18 protein-coding genes and 1 tRNA gene are annotated in these 17,497 nt (G+C 63.6%); 11 read left to right on the top strand and 8 right to left on the bottom strand.

What is annotated here, in order from left to right:
* Positions 1-28 precede the first annotated feature (28 nt).
* From APH42_RS05045 to APH42_RS05035, 3 genes are all read left to right on the top strand, one after another.
* Entirely contained in the window at positions 29-814 is a 786-nt protein-coding gene (locus APH42_RS05045; RefSeq protein ID WP_060492880.1) for a hypothetical protein, read from the top strand.
* Positions 811-1,266, top strand: a complete 456-nt coding sequence (gene rimI / locus APH42_RS05040; protein ID WP_012270441.1) for a ribosomal protein S18-alanine N-acetyltransferase — start codon at positions 811-813, stop codon at positions 1,264-1,266. Before APH42_RS05045 ends, rimI begins: the two co-directional genes overlap by 4 nt.
* Before the next feature lie 65 nt (positions 1,267-1,331).
* Positions 1,332-1,907, top strand: coding sequence for a DUF882 domain-containing protein (locus APH42_RS05035; RefSeq protein WP_060492879.1), 576 nt, complete (start codon positions 1,332-1,334; stop codon positions 1,905-1,907).
* On the opposite strand, the gene APH42_RS05030 is transcribed toward APH42_RS05035, so the two are convergent.
* Positions 1,847-2,764, bottom strand: a complete 918-nt coding sequence (locus APH42_RS05030; protein WP_012270443.1) for a LysR substrate-binding domain-containing protein — start codon at positions 2,762-2,764, stop codon at positions 1,847-1,849. The two genes, APH42_RS05035 and APH42_RS05030, sit on opposite strands and share 61 nt — an antisense overlap.
* 165 nt (positions 2,765-2,929) lie before the next feature.
* Between APH42_RS05030 and APH42_RS05025 the strand changes: the two genes are divergently transcribed.
* On the top strand, positions 2,930-3,544 hold the full coding sequence (locus tag APH42_RS05025) for a LysE family translocator (RefSeq protein ID WP_012270444.1): 615 nt from the start codon (positions 2,930-2,932) through the stop codon (positions 3,542-3,544).
* A 107-nt stretch (positions 3,545-3,651) separates the two neighbouring features.
* Positions 3,652-3,936 carry a DUF4880 domain-containing protein gene (locus APH42_RS05020; protein WP_060492878.1) on the top strand — a complete coding sequence of 95 codons (285 nt, stop codon included), beginning with the start codon at positions 3,652-3,654 and terminating at the stop codon, positions 3,934-3,936.
* An 89-nt stretch (positions 3,937-4,025) separates the two neighbouring features.
* Here APH42_RS05020 and APH42_RS05015 read toward each other — a convergent pair.
* Positions 4,026-4,102 (bottom strand) — tRNA-Met (locus APH42_RS05015).
* Between the two features lie 95 nt (positions 4,103-4,197).
* Positions 4,198-5,130: a FecR domain-containing protein gene (locus APH42_RS05010; protein ID WP_012270446.1), complete on the bottom strand. Its 933-nt coding sequence runs from the start codon at positions 5,128-5,130 to the stop codon at positions 4,198-4,200.
* 184 nt (positions 5,131-5,314) lie between these two features.
* On the opposite strand from APH42_RS05010, the gene APH42_RS05005 reads away from it, so the two are divergent.
* The 3 genes from APH42_RS05005 (at position 5,315) to APH42_RS05000 (ending at position 8,008) form a co-directional block, all read left to right on the top strand.
* Positions 5,315-6,529, top strand: a complete 1,215-nt coding sequence (locus tag APH42_RS05005; RefSeq protein WP_012270447.1) for an MFS transporter — start codon at positions 5,315-5,317, stop codon at positions 6,527-6,529.
* 100 nt (positions 6,530-6,629) lie between these two features.
* Entirely contained in the window at positions 6,630-6,767 is a 138-nt protein-coding gene (locus tag APH42_RS30110) for a hypothetical protein (RefSeq protein WP_171577253.1), read from the top strand.
* 83 nt (positions 6,768-6,850) lie between these two features.
* On the top strand, positions 6,851-8,008 hold the full coding sequence (locus APH42_RS05000; protein WP_012270448.1) for an MFS transporter: 1,158 nt from the start codon (positions 6,851-6,853) through the stop codon (positions 8,006-8,008).
* Between the two features lie 6 nt (positions 8,009-8,014).
* Here APH42_RS05000 and APH42_RS04995 read toward each other — a convergent pair whose 3' ends face one another.
* Together APH42_RS04995 and APH42_RS04990 are read right to left on the bottom strand one after the other, a co-directional pair.
* Positions 8,015-8,971, bottom strand: a complete 957-nt coding sequence (locus tag APH42_RS04995) for a FecR domain-containing protein (protein ID WP_060492877.1) — start codon at positions 8,969-8,971, stop codon at positions 8,015-8,017.
* Complete coding sequence (locus tag APH42_RS04990; protein ID WP_012270450.1) at positions 8,958-9,473, bottom strand: sigma-70 family RNA polymerase sigma factor; 516 nt, start codon at positions 9,471-9,473, stop codon at positions 8,958-8,960. Before APH42_RS04990 ends, APH42_RS04995 begins: the two co-directional genes overlap by 14 nt.
* A gap of 171 nt (positions 9,474-9,644) precedes the next feature.
* On the opposite strand from APH42_RS04990, the gene APH42_RS04985 reads away from it, so the two are divergent.
* The 3 genes from APH42_RS04985 to APH42_RS04975 all read left to right on the top strand — a co-directional run bounded on the left by APH42_RS04985 (position 9,645) and on the right by APH42_RS04975 (position 13,862).
* Entirely contained in the window at positions 9,645-10,271 is a 627-nt protein-coding gene (locus tag APH42_RS04985) for a DNA-3-methyladenine glycosylase (protein WP_060492876.1), read from the top strand.
* Positions 10,272-10,341: 70 nt separating this feature from the next.
* Entirely contained in the window at positions 10,342-11,394 is a 1,053-nt protein-coding gene (ada, locus tag APH42_RS04980; protein WP_060492875.1) for a bifunctional DNA-binding transcriptional regulator/O6-methylguanine-DNA methyltransferase Ada, read from the top strand.
* Positions 11,395-11,450: 56 nt separating this feature from the next.
* A complete protein-coding gene (locus APH42_RS04975; protein ID WP_060492874.1) occupies positions 11,451-13,862 on the top strand; it encodes a DUF3772 domain-containing protein in 2,412 nt (803 codons plus the stop codon).
* A 105-nt stretch (positions 13,863-13,967) separates the two neighbouring features.
* Here APH42_RS04975 and APH42_RS04970 read toward each other — a convergent pair whose 3' ends face one another.
* The 3 genes from APH42_RS04970 to APH42_RS04960 all read right to left on the bottom strand — a co-directional run bounded on the left by APH42_RS04970 (position 13,968) and on the right by APH42_RS04960 (position 17,392).
* Positions 13,968-15,398: an aldehyde dehydrogenase family protein gene (locus APH42_RS04970; protein ID WP_012270454.1), complete on the bottom strand. Its 1,431-nt coding sequence runs from the start codon at positions 15,396-15,398 to the stop codon at positions 13,968-13,970.
* Between the two features lie 13 nt (positions 15,399-15,411).
* Complete coding sequence (locus APH42_RS04965; protein WP_060492873.1) at positions 15,412-16,911, bottom strand: cytosine permease; 1,500 nt, start codon at positions 16,909-16,911, stop codon at positions 15,412-15,414.
* Positions 16,912-17,002: 91 nt separating this feature from the next.
* Positions 17,003-17,392, bottom strand: coding sequence for a nuclear transport factor 2 family protein (locus APH42_RS04960; protein WP_060492872.1), 390 nt, complete (start codon positions 17,390-17,392; stop codon positions 17,003-17,005).
* Positions 17,393-17,497 lie beyond the last annotated feature (105 nt).

The raw sequence follows: 17,497 nt of genomic DNA, 5'->3' as shown, positions 1-17,497 counted from the left end.
TTGTCTTCACCCCTCGGATACCCATCCCTTGCTCACCGAACCCCGTCGCCGCGCCTACCTTTCCGCCATGCAAGTGGTGCACTGGTTGCCGCGCGCCGAACTGCCGTTCGCCGCAGCGTCGCGGCCGGAGCTGTTGTTGCCGGTGGCGACGGTCGAGGATGTCGATTTCGAAATCAGGCCGGCATCGGCTGCAAATGACGCTCCCGCCACACCCCAGGCCCGTTCCGGCGAACGGCCGAAAATCGAGATCCCGCGCCCGAACAGCGCGCCCAAACCCGCCGCCAAGCCGGTCGAGGCCGAAGAGCAGCCGGCGGCACCCCGCCCGGCGCCCGTGCCACCTCCACGCTTCTCGTTGCAGTTGCTGCGCACCGGCAGTTGCCTATTGCTGGTGGAGTTGGCCACAGGCCAGCCGTTCCAGAGCCGCGACCCGTCCTACCTGCTGCTCAAGGACATGCTGCGTGCCGCCGGCCTGCCCGACGCCCCGCAGATCATCGGCGAGCCTGTGCGCTGGCCGCTGCTGGTGCGCGGCAACATGGACCAGGGCCCGGAGGCCGCGCGCGATTTCGTCCAGGGTTTTGTCCAGGCCCGCCTGGAAGACGCCCCGAGCACCTGTCTGTGGCTGATTGGCTTGCCGGCACTGCGCTTTGCCGCCAATGCCGATGCCGAGGCCTATTACCAACCCCTTAAGCTGGACGGCCTGGGCGACGCCTGGGCGCTGCCGGGCCTTGAACTGTTGATGGACGAGCCGCAACGCAAGGCGGACGTCTGGAAAGCCATGCGCCAGCTGATGGCGCGCTGGAAGAGCGTTGAATGAGTGACTCGATCAGTTTCCGCCCGATGACCGAGGCGGATCTGGATGCCGTGCTTAAGATCGAATATGCCGCGTTCAGTCATCCCTGGACCCGCGGAATCTTTCAGGATGCGCTCAAGTCGTACGAGGTCTGGCTGATGTTCGACGGCCAGCAGCAAGTGGGCCATGGCGTAATCAACGTGATCATCGACGAAGCCCACCTGCTCAATATCACCGTAAAGCCGGAAAACCAGGGTTGCGGCATGGGCCTGCGCCTGCTCGAGCACCTGATGGCCCGGGCCTACCAGCTCAATGGTCGCGAATGTTTCCTGGAAGTACGCGCCAGCAACCAGTCGGCTTATCGTCTATACGAACGTTACGGTTTCAACGAAATCGGCCGGCGCCGTGACTATTATCCGATTGCTGGTGGCCGTGAAGATGCCCTGGTGATGGCCTGCACGCTGCTTGAGGATTGACCTGGCTTAATCGATAGCAGCCACGGCGTGGTTTTCTTTGTTCTCCAAGCACGGATGGCTCAAGGATGAAAAAACTGCTTCTTGTAGCAGGCCTGTTGATTGCCGGGGCTGCTCACGCCGATGAGCGCGACGTGTGGATGTTCGCCCAGTGGGCTGGTGACCATCAAACTCGGCCCTTTCGTGAAATGCTGGTCGATGCCCGTCTATATGGGGTAGTGCCTATCCATCAGTTGCTGCGGTCGGCCTCGGACTGGAAGCTGTGCCGAGCGTCGCCTTTCGCCGTGCCACCCGCCGGCAATTGGCCGGCTGTGCGCACCACCCTTGCGTTGATCAAGACACTCGATGACCAAGGCATCCTGCGCCAGTTCGAGGTGGTTTCGGCTTACCGTGAGCCGCGACTGAACGCCTGCGCCGGCGGGGCAGCGAACAGTGCGCATATGCGCACTTTCGCCGTCGATATCTTGCTGCCAGCCTGGGCCGACCCCAACCCGCTGTGCCGTTTCTGGCAGCAGCACGGGCAGGCCTGGAACATGGGCCTGGGGCGCTATCCTTCAGGCCGCATTCACGTGGATACCGCCGGTTATCGCACCTGGGGTGGCGATGGCAGTGCGGGGTCGTCGTTCTGCAACAAGCCCAAATGAGCCAGAGAGCGCCGGCATTCGTCCATTACCCACTCGGCGAAGCGCTGGCGTTTGCTGTTGTCGTCCAGGGGCAGTGGGCTAAGCAGGTGATAGGCCGAGCCGTCGCGCACAAAACCGTAGGGGGCCTGCAACTGCCCGCTGTCGAGTTCGTCGCCCACCATCAGGGCTGAGGCCATGGCCAGGCCCAGGCCGGCGCTGGCGGCCTGGATAGACAGGTAGAAGTGCTCGTAGTCGCTGCGTTCGTTGTGCAGTGCCTGCTGGCCGCTCAGGCGCAGCCAGGTGGGCCATGCAGCGGGGCGGGTGGTGCTGTGCAGCAAGCGCTGGCCGTCCAGTTGAATGGGGGCGCCGGGGTGGCGCACCGGGCCGATCCATTCGTCACAGATTTTCTGGTTGTACAGCTGGTTGCCCCAGTGGAAGTCGTCGCGGCGGATTGCCAGGTCGACACCGCTGCGGGCGAAGTCCAGCGGCCCGCCTGCGGCCACCAGGTGCAACTGCAGGTCGGGGTGTGCAGCATGGAAGCGGGGCAGGCGTGGGATCAGCCAACGCATGGCGATGGTCGGCTCGCAGGACAGCACCAGCACATTGTCGCGGGCCTGTTGTTGCAAGCGCTGCACGGCGCCTTCGAGTTGTTCGAATATTGCCTGGGTAGTGCCTTGCAAGGCTCGGCCGGCGGGGGTGAGGAAAATGGCCCGGTTACGGCGCTCGAACAGCTCGACGCCAAGGCTTTCTTCAAGCAGGCGTACCTGGCGGCTGACCGCGCCGTGAGTGACGTGCAAGTGTTCGGCGGCGCGCACGAAGTTCTCGGTTTGGGCGGCGATGTCGAAGTAACGCAAGGCATTTAATGGCGGCAGTTTCATGGTCTTCCTGCTGGCCTGTGCAAGCGTTTGCACAGGTTAACGTTTTGCTTGTCTGTGAGGAAAACTATCAGATTTACAGCACTTTAAATCGATTTTTACTCTTCTATAAGCACTCGATAATAACGCGGTCTGCGCATTTTCATCGCCTATCGAGAGCCCCTCAGCATGACCGAACTAATTGCCGTCGCCTTGTTTACCCTGCTCGCCGTCATCAGTCCTGGCGCCGACTTCGCCATGGTCACTCGCAGCAGTTATGCACAGGGCCGCAAGGCCGGGCTGGCCGCCGCAATGGGTATCGCCCTGGGGGTACAAGTGCACGTGCTGTATACGGTCTTGGGCATTGCCGTGGTTATCAGCCAGAGCCCGGCGCTGTTCCTGGGCATGAAAGTACTGGGCGCGGGCTATCTGGTTTACCTGGGCTACAAATCGCTTACCAATACTCAACGCATCAGCCTTGAGGGGGGCGGTCAATCGGCCGCCAGCATGGTGCAAGCGCTGCGCACCGGCTTTCTGACCAACGCCCTCAACCCCAAGACCATGTTATTCGTCATCAGCGCCTTCACCCAGGTGGTGCAACCTGGTAGCCCATTGAAGCAGGCATTCGCCTACGGCGCATTCATGTCCTTTGCCCATTGGCTTTGGTTCAGCCTGGTCGCAGTGTTTTTCTCCAGCACAGCATTGCGCAAGGCAATGATCGACCGTCAGGTGCTGGTGGACCGCGTCATTGGGCTGGCGTTGATCGGGCTTGGCCTGGCAGTGGCGGTGGCCGGTATCCGTTGAGCGGGGATGATTGCATGTTGGGGTGATGGCAATTTAGAATAGAATCATTCCCATTTGCGAAGCTTCGCGATGATACCAACCCCATCTGCCGCCGCTGAGGCCTGTCTGTGAGCCCGGAAATCCTTCACGAAGCTGCCGAATGGCTGGTGCGTCTGGAGGGCCAGCCGAGTGGGCGCGACCGTGAGGCGTTCCGTGCCTGGTTAGCGCAGGACAGTGAGCATCTGGAAGCATTCCAGCGCATGCATGAAACTCTGGGCTCCATGCAAGTGCTCAAGCAGGCGCCTGCATGCAGCGCGCAACTGAGCTGCAATCAGCAGCGCCTTTCGAGCCGGGGGCTGAAGGCACTGGCCTTGATCGTGGCCGTGGTATTGGCGCTGTCATTGGCGCTGTAGCTGCAGCAGGGGCCAGCCTATCGCCAGGCGACAACTTTTTCGTAGGCAAAGAAAAAGGGCTTACCTTGCGGTAAGCCCTTCGTCTTGTTTGGTGGCTACACAGGGACTTGAACCCCGGACCCCAGCATTATGAATGCTATGCTCTAACCAACTGAGCTATGTAGCCGATGGCGCGCATTATTCTCTTGAACGGCCCCCCTGTCAACACTCATTTCAAAAAAAATTTGCACGCTTTCAAAAACTTAGCAGCCAGCCCCTGTTTCAGCGCACCACAAGCCAGTGTCCCAGCACGCCCTGCAGTTGCAGATGCTGGGCGTCAGCCAGGGATTGCAGGCTTTCGCCAGGCCGGTCGAGATTGAAATCGCCGCTCACGCGTCGATGCGCCACTTGTTCATCCATCATCCACAGACGCTGCCCTTGGTAACCGGCAAGGCGTTCGAGCACTTGCCCCAAAGGCATGTCGGTGGCTTTCAGGCGACCGCTGCGCCAGCTGTCGGCGGTCTTCAGGTCGGCCTTCTGCACCGGGTCGATGCGCATGCCATCGAAGGTCACCCGCTCACCCGCCGAGACCATGCGCTGCTCACCGCCCTGGGTGACCATGGCCTTGCCACTGAGTACCACGAGTTCGTCACGCCCGGCATGGCGGGCTACCTGCAGGCGGGTGCCGTACACCTGGATGCGGGCGTTGCCGACTTCTACCTCCATGGCTCGCCCGTCGAGCATCACTTCCATGAACACCTGGCCCTGCACCAGGTGCAGCAGGCGGGTGCGCCCGCGCAGGTCGACGTTCATCGCGCTGGCGCTGTCCAGGTTCAATGTCGTGCCATCTGCCAGGCGCGTGCTGCGGCGCTCGCCCACATCGGTGTGCAGCTCACTGGCCAGGCGTTGCATCAGCGGCCAGTACAAGTAGGCTGCGGCGCCCAAACCAAGCAGGAATACAACGGCCAACCATTTGCCCAGGTGGCTGCGCTGCACAGCGACTTGCCGTGGGCGAGGGCGAGCGGGGGGTGGTTGCAGTTGTTGCCAGAACGTTTCCAGCTCGGCATAGGCGTGTGCGTTCTCAGGGGCTTGGCACCAGGCCGCGAATGCCTGGCGCTGGGTGTCGTCGCAACCGGGCTGGCGCAGCAACGAAAACCACTCCAGCGCTTCCTGCTGTGGGTCGGGCTGCAGTTGCTTGGCGGGCATCGGGCTCATGGGTTCGGTCTGCTCACGATAGGGGCCGTTTCGCCCAACGATGACAGGGATAATGAGCCAAGGATGCTAATTATATTGAGAACCATTTTCAAGTACGTTGCGACAGAGGGATAAAAAAGGTAGCTATGTATCTATTTGTTTCACGATAATCGGATCCCAAACCTGAGGACGGAGATTTAGGCAAATGGCCACCAGTAGTGCCTCCACCGCATCCACCGCTGCAACGGCCAACCAGGCCACACCGCTGGTGATGCGCATCATCGGTTTCTGTGCCTTGGCGCACTTGATCAACGACCTGATCCAGTCGGTACTGCCGGCGATCTACCCCATGCTCAAGGCCAACTACGACCTGAGCTTCGCCCAGATTGGCATGATCACCCTGACATTCCAGATCACCGCCTCGCTGTTGCAGCCCTGGGTCGGCTTCTTCACCGACCGCCGACCGACGCCCAACCTGCTGCCCCTAGGCACCCTGTGCACACTGGTGGGCATCGTGATGCTGGCCTTCGTCGGCAGTTTCCCGATGATCTTGCTGGCGTCGGCGCTGGTGGGCATCGGCTCGTCGACCTTCCACCCGGAAACCTCGCGTATCGCGCGGTTGGCTTCGGGTGGGCGTTTCGGCCTGGCCCAGTCGACTTTCCAAGTGGGCGGCAACACCGGTTCAGCACTGGGCCCGCTGCTGGCGGCGGCCATCGTCATTCCGTTCGGCCAGACCCACGTGGCCTGGTTCGGCCTGGCCGGGCTGTTCTTCCTCGGTGTCACCCTGATGCTGCGCGGCTGGTACAAGGAGCACCTCAATCAGGCCAAGGCGCGCAAGGCGGTGCAAGCCACCCACGGCATTTCGCGCAATCGGGTGATCGCGGCGCTGATCGTGCTGGGCCTGTTGGTGTTCTCCAAGTACTTCTACATGGCCAGCTTCACGAGCTACTTCACCTTCTACCTGATCGAGAAGTTCGGTGTATCGGTGGCCAGCTCGCAGCTGCACCTGTTCCTGTTCCTCGGCGCGGTAGCAGCGGGCACCTTCTTTGGCGGGCCGATCGGTGACCGTATCGGGCGCAAGGCGGTGATCTGGTTCTCGATCCTGGGCGTGGCGCCGTTCACCTTGGCGCTGCCGTATGCCGACCTGTTCTGGACCACGGTACTGAGCGTGGTGATCGGTTTTATCCTGGCGTCGGCGTTCTCGGCCATCGTGGTGTATGCGCAGGAACTGGTACCGGGCAGTGTGGGCATGATTGCCGGGATCTTCTTCGGCTTGATGTTCGGCTTTGGCGGCATTGGCGCGGCGCTGTTGGGGTATGTGGCAGACCTGCGCGGTATCGAGTATGTGTACGGGCTGTGCTCGTTCCTGCCATTGTTCGGGCTACTGGCGGTGTTGTTGCCGAGCACCGGTAAGCGCTGATGCAAGCGGGGCTGCAAAGCAGCCCCGACGATTGACGATTGGGCACCCTTGGCCTAGAGTGCCGCCTCTTTTTTCAACCACCTGCGTAGTAGCCAAAGCAATGTGCCGTACCCAATCCCTGCCCAGCGCCCGCCAGCCTGCCTTCCAGGCCCTGCGTCGTGCATGGCCGAGCGACACGGTACTCAAGCGCCGCCGCAGCGTGCTGTTTGCCTTCACCTTTTCGCCACACCTCGCCTGAACTGATCTGCGCTTTTGCGTCGCTCGCCGCTCCGGCGTGCGCGCCTGTGTCTGCACGTCTTTTCGGTTTGCAAGGAGTGGTACATGAACATGCGTTTACTGGCGGGCCTGTTGTTCGCCGTTTCGGTTGTGGGTTTCAGCCTGGGGGCCAGCTTGCCGCTGGTGTCGTTGCGCCTGCATGAGGCGGGGGCAAGCACCCTGGAAATCGGCATCATCTCGGCCATCCCTGCCGCAGGCATGATGCTCTCGGCGTTTCTGGTCGACGCCTGTTGCCGTCATCTCACCCGGCGCACCATCTATCTGCTGTGTTTCAGCCTGTGCACGGTCAGCATTGCCTTGCTTGAATCGGCGTTCGGCTCGCTGTGGCTGCTGGCGCTGCTACGCCTGGGCCTGGGGCTTGGCATGGGGATCGCCATCATCCTCGGCGAGTCGTGGGTCAACGAACTGTGCCCAGAGCACAACCGCGGCAAGATCATGGCCCTGTACGCCACCAGCTTCACCGGTTTTCAGGTGCTTGGCCCAGCCATGCTGGCAGTGCTGGGCGCAAACAGCCCCTGGATAACGGGTGTCGTCACGGTCTGCTATGGGCTGGCGTTGCTGTGCATCGTGCTGACCGTGCCCAACGACCATGTCGAACACGAAGAGGGCGAAAAGAGCTTCGGCCTAGCCGGGTTCTTCCGTGTGGCGCCGGCGTTGTGCATGGCCGTGCTGTTCTTCTCGTTCTTCGATGCCGTGGTGCTGTCGCTGCTGCCGGTTTACGCCACCAGCCATGGTTTTGCCGTTGGCGTGGCGGCGTTGATGGTGACGGTGGTGTTTGCCGGCGACATGCTGTTCCAGCTGCCGTTGGGCTGGTTGGCCGACCGGGTCGAGCGCACCGGGCTGCACCTGGCGTGCGGGCTGGTGGCGATGGCGATCGGCATCGGCTTGCCTTGGCTGCTGAACCTGACCTGGCTGCTGTGGCCGCTGCTGGTGGTGCTGGGCGCGGTGGCAGGGGGCATCTATACCCTGGCGCTGGTGCTGATCGGGCAGCGCTTCAAGGGCCAGGACCTGGTGACAGCCAATGCCAGCGTGGGCTTGTTGTGGGGCGTGGGCAGCCTGGTGGGGCCGTTGGTCAGTGGGGCAGCCATGAACGTCGCGCCGCATGGCTTGCCCATGGCGCTGGCACTGATGGCCGGGCTGTTCGTGTGCTTTGCCAGGCAGTCGTATCGGCGTGCAGGGCGGATGCGGGCTGTGGCGGAATAATGCCCCTCACGCCGCGCCGATGCTTACCCAGTAGCGGGTCCTGTAGTCGACCCGCACCGGCAGGCTGCGGCTGAGCAACTGCAGGATTTGCTCGGTGTCGCCCAACTGATAGGTGCCTGAAACCTTCAGGGCCGCCACCTCTGGAGCGCAGCGCAACAGGCCCGGGCGGTAGCGGCCGAGTTCGCTGACAAATTCGGCAAGTGGCATTTGTTGCACGCTGAGTACCCCGTCAGTCCAGCCCCAAGGGTCGCTGTGCAGCGCCAACGCCTGGATGCTGCCGTTGGTCCCGACTTGCAAGGTTTCACCTGGCAGCACCTGCCTCGGTGGGGCCGAGGCAGGGAACAGCGTGACTTCACCTCGACGCACCGACAGCAGCAGGCCCTGGCTGTTTTCACGCAGCAACAGTTGGCCATCGACGGTGGTCAGCGGACCGATACGGGTGTCGATGTGGAACGGGCGGTTGTCATTCGGGTTGCTGTCCAGGCTGATTTCGCCCCGTATCAGCTCCAGCTGGCGTTGCTGCGCGCTGAAGTGCAGGTCGATGGCGCTGGCAGTGTTGAGCTGGATACGGCTACCGTCAGTACTTTGCCACTGGCGCCGTTCACCCGTGGCGGTGCTGCTGTCGGCCAGCAGTTGTGGCAGGCCCAGCGGTTCGCGTGCGGCCCAGCCCAGGCTGCCGCCTACGGCCAACAGCCCCAGCAACTTCAGGTGGTCCCGGCGGCTGACGCGTTGGCGCTGGCTACCCTCCAGGGTGCGTCGGCTCAGGTCCTTGGGCAGCCCGGCCAGCTCGTCGCTTAGATGACTGACCCGCTGCCAGGCCAAGGGGTTGTGCGGGTGGCTGCCCAGCCACTGCTGAAACTGCTGCTCGGTACGCGCGCTGGGGCTGTCGAAGCGCAGTTTCACCAACCAGTCGATGGCCTGATCGACCTGCACCTGTGCCGGCGTATCATCAGGCATCGGCATAGCGCAACCGATAGCAGACACCCAGGGCCTTGGCCAGATCGCGCTCGACGGTGGCCCTGGACACCTCCAGGCGTTGGGCGACCTGCACGATGCTCAAACCGTCGAGCTGTGCCAGCAGGAACGCCTGGCGCACGCGCGGCTTCAACTGGTGCAAGGCGCGGTCGAGGCGTTCCAGGCTATCGAGGATGACCAGCCTGTCCTCTTCGCTGGGCACTTCTGCTTCGGGCAGGTTAGCCAGGCTTTCCTGGTAAGCCCGTTCCAGCGCGCGGCGGCGGAACTGGTCGATCATCAAGCCACGGGCGATGCTGCTGAGGTAGGCGCGCGGCTCCTTCAGCGGCGACACCTGGCGGGCGCGCAACACGCGCACGAAGGTATCCTGCGCCAGGTCTGCGGCGTGTTCGCTACAGCCGACCCGGCTGCGCAACCAGCTGCGCAGCCAGGCATGGTGGGACTGGTAGAGCAGAGCGACCTCGGTCGGTTTGAGCGTGTCGTTGAACTGCATCGTAGCGAAGGCCCGGTCCCGTGATGTGTGCGATTGTGAATAGTTCTCAATTCTATGCGGGGAGGATGGCGCGGAGCAATGGTATGCCAGGAATTAGCCGCGCAAGAACCGGCGTTTGCCCGATGAGCGGCTGCGCTAAGCTGGACCTGCAATCGACTTGACGGAGTTGCCATGATTCTGGCCGACCTTTCCCCCGAGGCCTACCGCGAGGCCAACGCACACCTGGCGTCACTTGACCCGGACTGGTCGCGGCACATTGCGGCGACCGGGCCTTGTCTGCACCAGGCCACCTCGGGACGTGAGCCTTACGAAGCGTTGGTGCGGGCGATTGCCTATCAGCAGCTGCACGCGCGTGCGGCGGAAGCGATCCTGGGGCGGTTGCTGGCTCTGTTTCCGGCGAATGCCTTCCCGCAGCCAGAGCAGTTGCTGGCGGTTACCCCGCAAACCTTGCGGGCCTGCGGCTTCTCGGCGAGCAAGTTGGCGACGATCCAGGGTATCGCTCAAGCCAGTCTGGAGGGCTTGGTGCCGACGCGGGAACAGGCGTTGGCCATGGCCGACGAGGCCTTGATCGAACGCCTGGTGGCGCTGCGTGGGGTAGGGCGATGGACGGTCGAGATGCTGCTGATCTATAGCCTTGAGCGATCGGACATTTTGCCAGTGGACGATTTTGGTGTGCGTGAAGGGTACCGGCGGCTCAAGGGGCTGGAGAAGGCGCCGACACCGGCGCAGATGCGCTCGCTGGGGGGCGCTTGGCGGCCGTTTCGTACGGTGGCGGCCTGGTATCTGTGGCGTGCCTGAGGCTATTGCATTGCCCGTTGCGGCCCTTTCGCGGGCCAGTACAGGCGACAACTTATCTGGATGCTGAACCATGACCCTCTACACCACCCCCGACCAACGCTGGCAAGCTGTCGAGTCCCGCGACGCCACCGCCACAGGCCACTTCGTGTACGCCGTACGCACCACTGGTGTGTACTGCCACCCTGGCTGTAAATCACGCCTGGCCAAACGCACGAACGTCGATTTCTACGACACCCCCGCTGCTGCCGAAGCCGCGGGCTATCGCGCCTGCAAACGCTGTATCGGCAAGGCCAGCACCGCCCGCCATCGCCAGCTGGTCACCCGCGCCTGCCGGCTGATCGAAACCAGCGACCCCGCGCCCAGCCTCGACCAGCTCAGTGCGCAACTGGCCGTCAGCCCCTTCCACCTGCACCGGCTGTTCAAGGCCGAAACCGGCGTTACCCCCAAAGCCTACGCCACGGCCTTCCGCGCCCGTCGCTTGCGCGCGCACCTGGAAGACGGCCAGCGCTCGGTCACCGATGCCATCTACGACGCCGGCTACAGCTCCAACAGCCGCTTCTACGAAAGCGCCGACCAGCGCCTGGGCATGCGCCCACGGCAGTACCGCGCCGGCGGTGCCGGGGCTACCCTCCATTTTGCCTTGGGGCAGTGCTCGCTGGGCGCGATTCTGGTGGCCCAGAGCGACAAGGGCATATGCGCGATCCTGCTGGGTGACGACCCCGAAGCCTTGTTGAACGCCTTGCAGGACCAGTTCCCCAAGGCTCACCTGATAGGCGGTGACAGCGCCTACGAACGGCTGGTCGCCGAAGTGATCGGTTTCGTCGAGGCCCCGGCGCTGGGCCTGGCCCTGCCGCTGGATGTGCAAGGCACCGCGTTTCAGGAGCGAGTGTGGCAGGCCCTGCGCGAGGTGCCGGCCGGCAGCCGGGTCAGCTACACCGACATTGCCGAGCGCATTGGCGCGCCCAAGGCCGTGCGTGCGGTGGCCATGGCCTGCGCGGCCAACCCCATTGCCGTGGCCATCCCCTGCCACCGCGTGGTGCGCCGGGATGGCGACATCAGCGGCTACCGCTGGGGCGTGGAGCGCAAAGAGCAATTGCTGAAGCGAGAGACGGCACTCTCCTGATTGCCAGAAGCCGCGTAGAATCCCCCGCCAAATCGAATTGTAAAGAGGAATATTCGATGAGGCGTGTCAGCCTTGCCCGTAGTTGCCCAGGCCTGATGGCCCTGCTGGCCTTTATGCTGGTGCTCGCCAGCCCGGCGTGGTCGGCCCCGGCCACGCCATTGTCCAATTTGGCGGCTGCCGAAGCGCCAGCACTGGACGAAAACGCCAGCCTTGAACAGCTGAACGACCGCCTGGACCAGATCCGTCAGGGCGTCACCAGCGAGGCCAACGACGACCTGCTGTCGCAACTGCGTCTTGCAGCCATGCAGGTTCAGCGTCAGGCCGATGCATTGAGTGCACAGCGCACTGCCGATGTGGGAAAACTCGACGACAAGCTGAAGGTCATCGGCCCGGCCCAGCCGGACGAGGCACTCACTCTGACCCAGCAGCGCAAAGAGCTGGAGGCTGAGAAAAAGGCGCTGGTAGCCCAGCAGGACCAGGCCATCAAGCTGACCCAGTCGGCCCGCGACCTGTCCACGCAAATCGTCAACCTGCGCCGCAGCCAGTTCAACTCGCAGATCACCAGCCGTGCCGCTTCGCCACTGAGCCCGGCGTTCTGGCAGAGCATCATCCGCCCCACCCAGGACGACGTGGCGCGCCTGCGCGACCTGCGCGGCGAGGCAGCCGATGCCATCAACAGCGCCTTCAGCGCCGATCACCGCTGGCTGTTCATTACCAGCCTGGTGGCGGCGATTCTGGTATGGACCTTGGTGCGCCGCGTGCTCGAGCGCTTGCTGGCCAGTGCCATGGTCGGCTGGCTGCCCGAAGGGCGCCTGCGCCGCAGCGCTTTGGCCCTTGGTGTCAGCCTGGCAACCTTGGGTACCATCGCCGGTTCTGTTTCGTTGCTGCGCTGGGGGCTGGAAAGCAGTGCAGAGTTGGGTTCGGATATCGCCAGCCTGACCAACCACATTCTCGCCCTGGTCGTGTTCAGTGCCTTCATCACCGGCCTGGGCCGCGCTATGCTGATGCTGCAGCGGCCGTCCTGGCGGCTGCCGCCGATCCATGACGAAGTTGCCAGCGCGCTGGGCTGGTTCCCGAAGGTACTGGCATTGGCCCTGATGGTCATGATGACCATGGAGCGCATGAACAGTGTGATCGGCGCCAGCCTGGCGCTGACGGTGGCCGTCAACGGGCTGACCGCACTGGTAGTGGCGTTCATCTTTGCCGGCGCGTTGCTGCGTTATCGCCACACCCTGCGCAAGCATGAACTGGAGCGCCCGACGGGCCTGGCTGGGCTGATCCCGTTCGTGATGGTCATCTGGCTGGCGTTGATCCTGCTGGCACTGCTCACCGGCTACCTGACGCTTGCCTATTTCCTCACTGCCAAGTTGCTGTGGGTCAGCCTGGTGGTCACTTGTGCCTACTTGCTGACCACCTTCTTCGGCGACCTGTGCGAAACCCTGCTGTCGCCACGCCAGCCCGGTGGCCTGGCGCTGGCCTCGACCCTGGGCCTGGCACCTCGTCACCAGGCGCAAGCCAGCACCATCCTGGCTGGCATCGGCCGCACCATCGTGCTGTTCCTGGCGCTGTTGCTGGTGTTGATGCCATCGGGCACCAGCCCCAGCGAACTGCTGCTGAGCCTGGGCGATTGGGACGGCACCGGCGGCAAGCTGCTCGGCAACCTGAATATCGTGCCGCAGGACATCCTGCTGGCCCTGGCGATTTTCTTGGGTGGCCTGTTCGCCATCCGTGTGGTCAAGCGCTGGCTGAGCGATCGCCTGCTGCCGGAAACCGACATGGACGCCGGCATGCGGGCCTCGCTGGTGACCCTGGTGGGTTACCTGGGTTTCCTGTTCCTGGCCATGCTGGTGATGTCGACCTTGCGCATCAATCTCACCAGCCTGACCTGGGTGGTCAGTGCGCTGTCGGTCGGTATCGGTTTCGGCCTGCAGCAGATTGTGCAGAACTTTATCTCCGGCCTGATCCTGTTGACTGAGCGCCCGGTGAAGGTGGGTGATTGGGTGAGCCTGGCGGGTGTCGAGGGCGATATCCGCCGCATCAACGTGCGCGCCACCGAAATCCAGATGTCAGACCGTTCAACGGTGATCGTGCCCAACTCGCAGTTCATCTCGCAGAACGTGCGCAACGTGACCATGGGCAATGCGCTGGGTGTGGTCAGCATTACTTTGACACTGCCGCTGGAGACCGATGCCAACCAGGTGCGTGAGCTGCTGCTGGCGGCCTACCACGAGCATGAGGCGATTCTGGATGCGCCGGCTTCTTCGGTGTCGTTCAAGGACCTGACGACCAGTGGCATGGTGATTGGCGTCAGCGGCTACGTGGCCGGGCCGCGGCAGGTGTCAGGCACCCGCAGCGACCTGCTGTTCACCATTCTTGGGCGCCTGCGTGACGAAGGTATTCCCCTGTCTTCGCCACAGAGCATGGTACTGGTGCAAGAGGGTGTGCGCCCCGCTGACGAATCGGTGTGAATGCCGGGGCTGCTCTGCAGCCCTTTCGCGGCACAAGGCTGCTCCCACAGGTACCGCGCATGCTGAAGGGCTGCACACTTGCTGGGGGAGCGGCGCCTTGCGATGTTAGCCGAGGCAGCGCGTCACATGCTTGACCGATTGGTACGCCGACAACCCCCAAGGCCCCAGCTCGCGGCCGATCCCGCTGCCCTTGGTACCGCCCCACGAGGTTTCGACGAACACTGCCTGCACAGAGTTGATCCATACGTGGCCAACCTCCAGCGCATCGGCCACGCGCTCGGCACGCTCCAGGTCAGCGGAGCAGACGGTGGCTACCAGCCCGAAGCGGCTGTCGTTGGCTTCGGCAATCGCCTGTTCTTCTGTAGCAAAGCGCCGTGCGCACAGCACTGGGCCAAAGATTTCCTCGGTCCACAGGCGGCTGTCTTTCGGCACGTCGGCATACAGCGTAGGGCTGACGAACCAGCCATCACGGTCCAAAGCCTTGCCGCCGGCCAGGCACTGCAAACCTTCTTCCCGCGCCGTGGCAAAGTAGCTGGCCACCTTCAGCCACTGCGCCTGGCTGGTCAGCGGGCCCATGTCGACCTCTTCGGTCAATGGGTTGCCCACCCGCAGGTTTTCCAGTGCCGCCTGCAAGCGCGGCAACAGCGCATCGGCAATGCCGTCCTGGACCAGCAGCCGTGAAGTGGCCGAACACATCTGCCCGGCGTTCCAGCTGATGCCGGCAACAATCCACTCCACCGCCTGGTCGATGTCGCAATCGTCGAACACCACGATGGCTGACTTGCCGCCCAGCTCCAGTGTCACCGGCCGGCACTGCGCCGACGCGCTACGCATTACCTGGCTGCCGACGCTGTTGCTGCCGGTGAACGACAGCTTGTCCAGGCCGTTATGGTTGCTGAGCGCGGCGCCAGTCTCGGCCTTGCCGTTGACAATGTTCAGCACGCCGGCCGGCAGGCCCAGGGCGTCGGCGAGCTGGCCGTAGGCCTGCTCGATCAGCGGGGTGACCTCCGACGGTTTGAGCACCACGGTGCAGCCGGCAGCCAGGGCCGGGGCGAGCTTCCAGGCACTGGTAACCAGCGGGAAGTTCCACGGCACGATCAGGCCGACCACGCCCACCGGCTCCAGGCGGGTACGGGCGGTAAAACCGGGTGCGGCCAGCGGCACGTCACGGTTTTTCGACGGCAGTTGCTCGGCCAGTTCGGCGTAGTAGCCGAAGGTGGCGATGGCGTCATCCAGGTCGATTTCGGCCTCGTGACGGGGTTTGCCGTTGTTGCGCATCTGCAAGGTGATCAGCGCTTCACGGCGCTGCCCGAGCTGTTCGGCAAAGCCACGCAGGAAGGTTGCGCGTTCGCTGGCGCTGGTGTTTTTCCAGGCGGGCAGAGCGCTGCGGGCAGCGGCTACGGCCTGATCGACCTGGGCCACGCTTGCGGCCATCAGTTCGGCGAACGGTTGCCCCAGCGCAGGGTCGTTGACGCTGATGCAGTCGCTGCCCTGGCCTTCGACCCAACGGCCGGCGATATAGTGGGAAGTGGTCATGGTTGGTTTCCAGTCAGGCCATTTCGGCAGTGGTCACAGGCGTGCGCGCGGTGCTTTTGCAACGCACCCAACGCGGGCCCTGGGGGCCATACACGCCAGCAGGTTCAGGGAACAGGTTGAGCAGCAGCAGGTACAGTACGCCAGCCAGCCCCAGGGTGACCGGCAGGCTCAGGTCGATGCCACCGGCCAGGTCGCCCAGCGGGCCGACGAACTGCCCCGGCAGGTTGACGAAGCACAGGCCGACCGCCGCGCTGGGGATCCACGCCCCCATGCCGCGCCAGTTCCAGCCGTGCAGGAACCAGTAGTGGCCACCACGCTGGCCGCGGGTGAACACCTGCAGGTCATCGGCGTGGTAGAAGCCGCGGCGAGTGATCAGGCCAAGGATCATGATCACCATCCACGGGCTTGTGCAGGTAATGATCAGCACGGCAAAGGTCGAAACGCTCTGCACCAGGTTGAAGGTGAAGCGGCCAACGAAGATGAAGCCGATTGCCAGCACGCCGATCAGCAGCGTGGCGCCGGCACGGCTGAGCAAGCGGGGGAACACGCTGGACATGTCCAGGCCCGTGCCATACAGCGCGGTGGTGCCGGTGGACATGCCGCCGATCACCGCAATCAGGCACACCGGCAGGAAGAACCAACTTGGCGCTACCGCCAGCAGGCCGCCCACATAGTTGTTGGCGGCGATGTAGTCCGGTGCCTGGGTGGCAACCAGGGTGGCGGTACACAGGCCGAACAGGAACGGAATCAGCGTTGCGCCCTGTGCCGCGATCACTGCCAGCATGATGCGCGCCTTGGGCGTCTCACGCGGGATGTAGCGCGACCAGTCGCCCAGGAAGGCGCCGAACGACACCGGGTTGCTCATGGCCAGGATCGCTGCGCCGACGAACGCCGCCCAGAAGCCTGCCTGGCCAAGGTTGACACTGCCTGCATAACCCGCATCGAACGGGCCGGCAAAGGCGACGATGCCCAACAGGAACAGCAGGCTTGAAGCCCACACGGCAATCTTGTTGACCCACAACATGAAGCGGAAGCCGAAGATGCATACCGCCAGTACCAGCACCGCGAACAAGCCGTAGGCCAGGCCCAGGGTCAGGTCGGTTTCCGGCAGGCCGGCCAGGCGCTTGGCTCCGCCGACCAGGGCATCCCCCGAGCTCCAAACCGACAGCGAGAAGAACGCCACCGCCGTGAGCAGTGACAGGAACGAGCCGACGATACGCCCGTGCACGCCAAAGTGCGCGCCTGACGAAACGGCGTTGTTGGTGCCGTTGAGCGCGCCGAACAACCCCATCGGTGCGAGGATCAGTGCACCGACGCCAACGCCAAGCAGAATGGCCCACACACCCGCCTGGAACGACAGCCCGAACAGCACCGGGAAACTGCCCAGCACGGCGGTAGCGAAGGTATTGGCACCGCCGAAGATCAGGCGGAACAGGTCTAGTGGGGAGGCGTCGCGTTGATCGGCGGGGATCTGTTCGACGCCGTTGGTCTCGATACCAGTCGAGTGGCTCATGGTGGTGCTCCAGCGCGGTTGTTGTAGCCTGCGCAGTGCGCGGGCCTTCTTGTGGGTGCGATGGCAGGGCGGCAGTGCCGCGTAAAGGTGATCAGGCCGGCGTTACGACCGACAGGTGCTCGTGACAGGCCAACCACTGGTCGGCCTGGCGGCGAAAGACAATTGTCTCGCGTTCGCTCAAGCGGTGGTCTTCACCGGCGATACGGATATGCGTGGCCACATCGTGCATGAAGATCGCCACGTCACCTTGCAGGCTTACCTGGGCGTTGCTCGACTCGCAGGCGAGCACGGCAAAGCCTTCGGCCTGCCACTGGGCCCAAAGGTCTTCGTAGGCGCGGCGCGACAGCAGCGGCTGCGGCAAGGTGTGGAACAGGAATGTGGCGTCTTCGCTGAAACAGGCGAAATAGCGGGCGGTGTCGTTGCTGGCGAACGCGGCGACGAGGTCGGCGGCGGCTTGGCGCACCTGGAGTGTCTGGTCCACGGGAGTGGCCTCACGGTTTTTGTGATTATGGTGAAGCGATTCTGGTGGTGGTTGGCGAGGGGACAAATCGCTGACGGCAAATAATCAGTTCAGGAATTTGTGAAG

The sequence above is a fragment of the Pseudomonas sp. NBRC 111140 genome (assembly GCF_001320885.1).
Taxonomy (GTDB): domain Bacteria; phylum Pseudomonadota; class Gammaproteobacteria; order Pseudomonadales; family Pseudomonadaceae; genus Aquipseudomonas; species Aquipseudomonas putida_P.
This window is presented reverse-complemented; position numbering and strand designations above follow the sequence as displayed.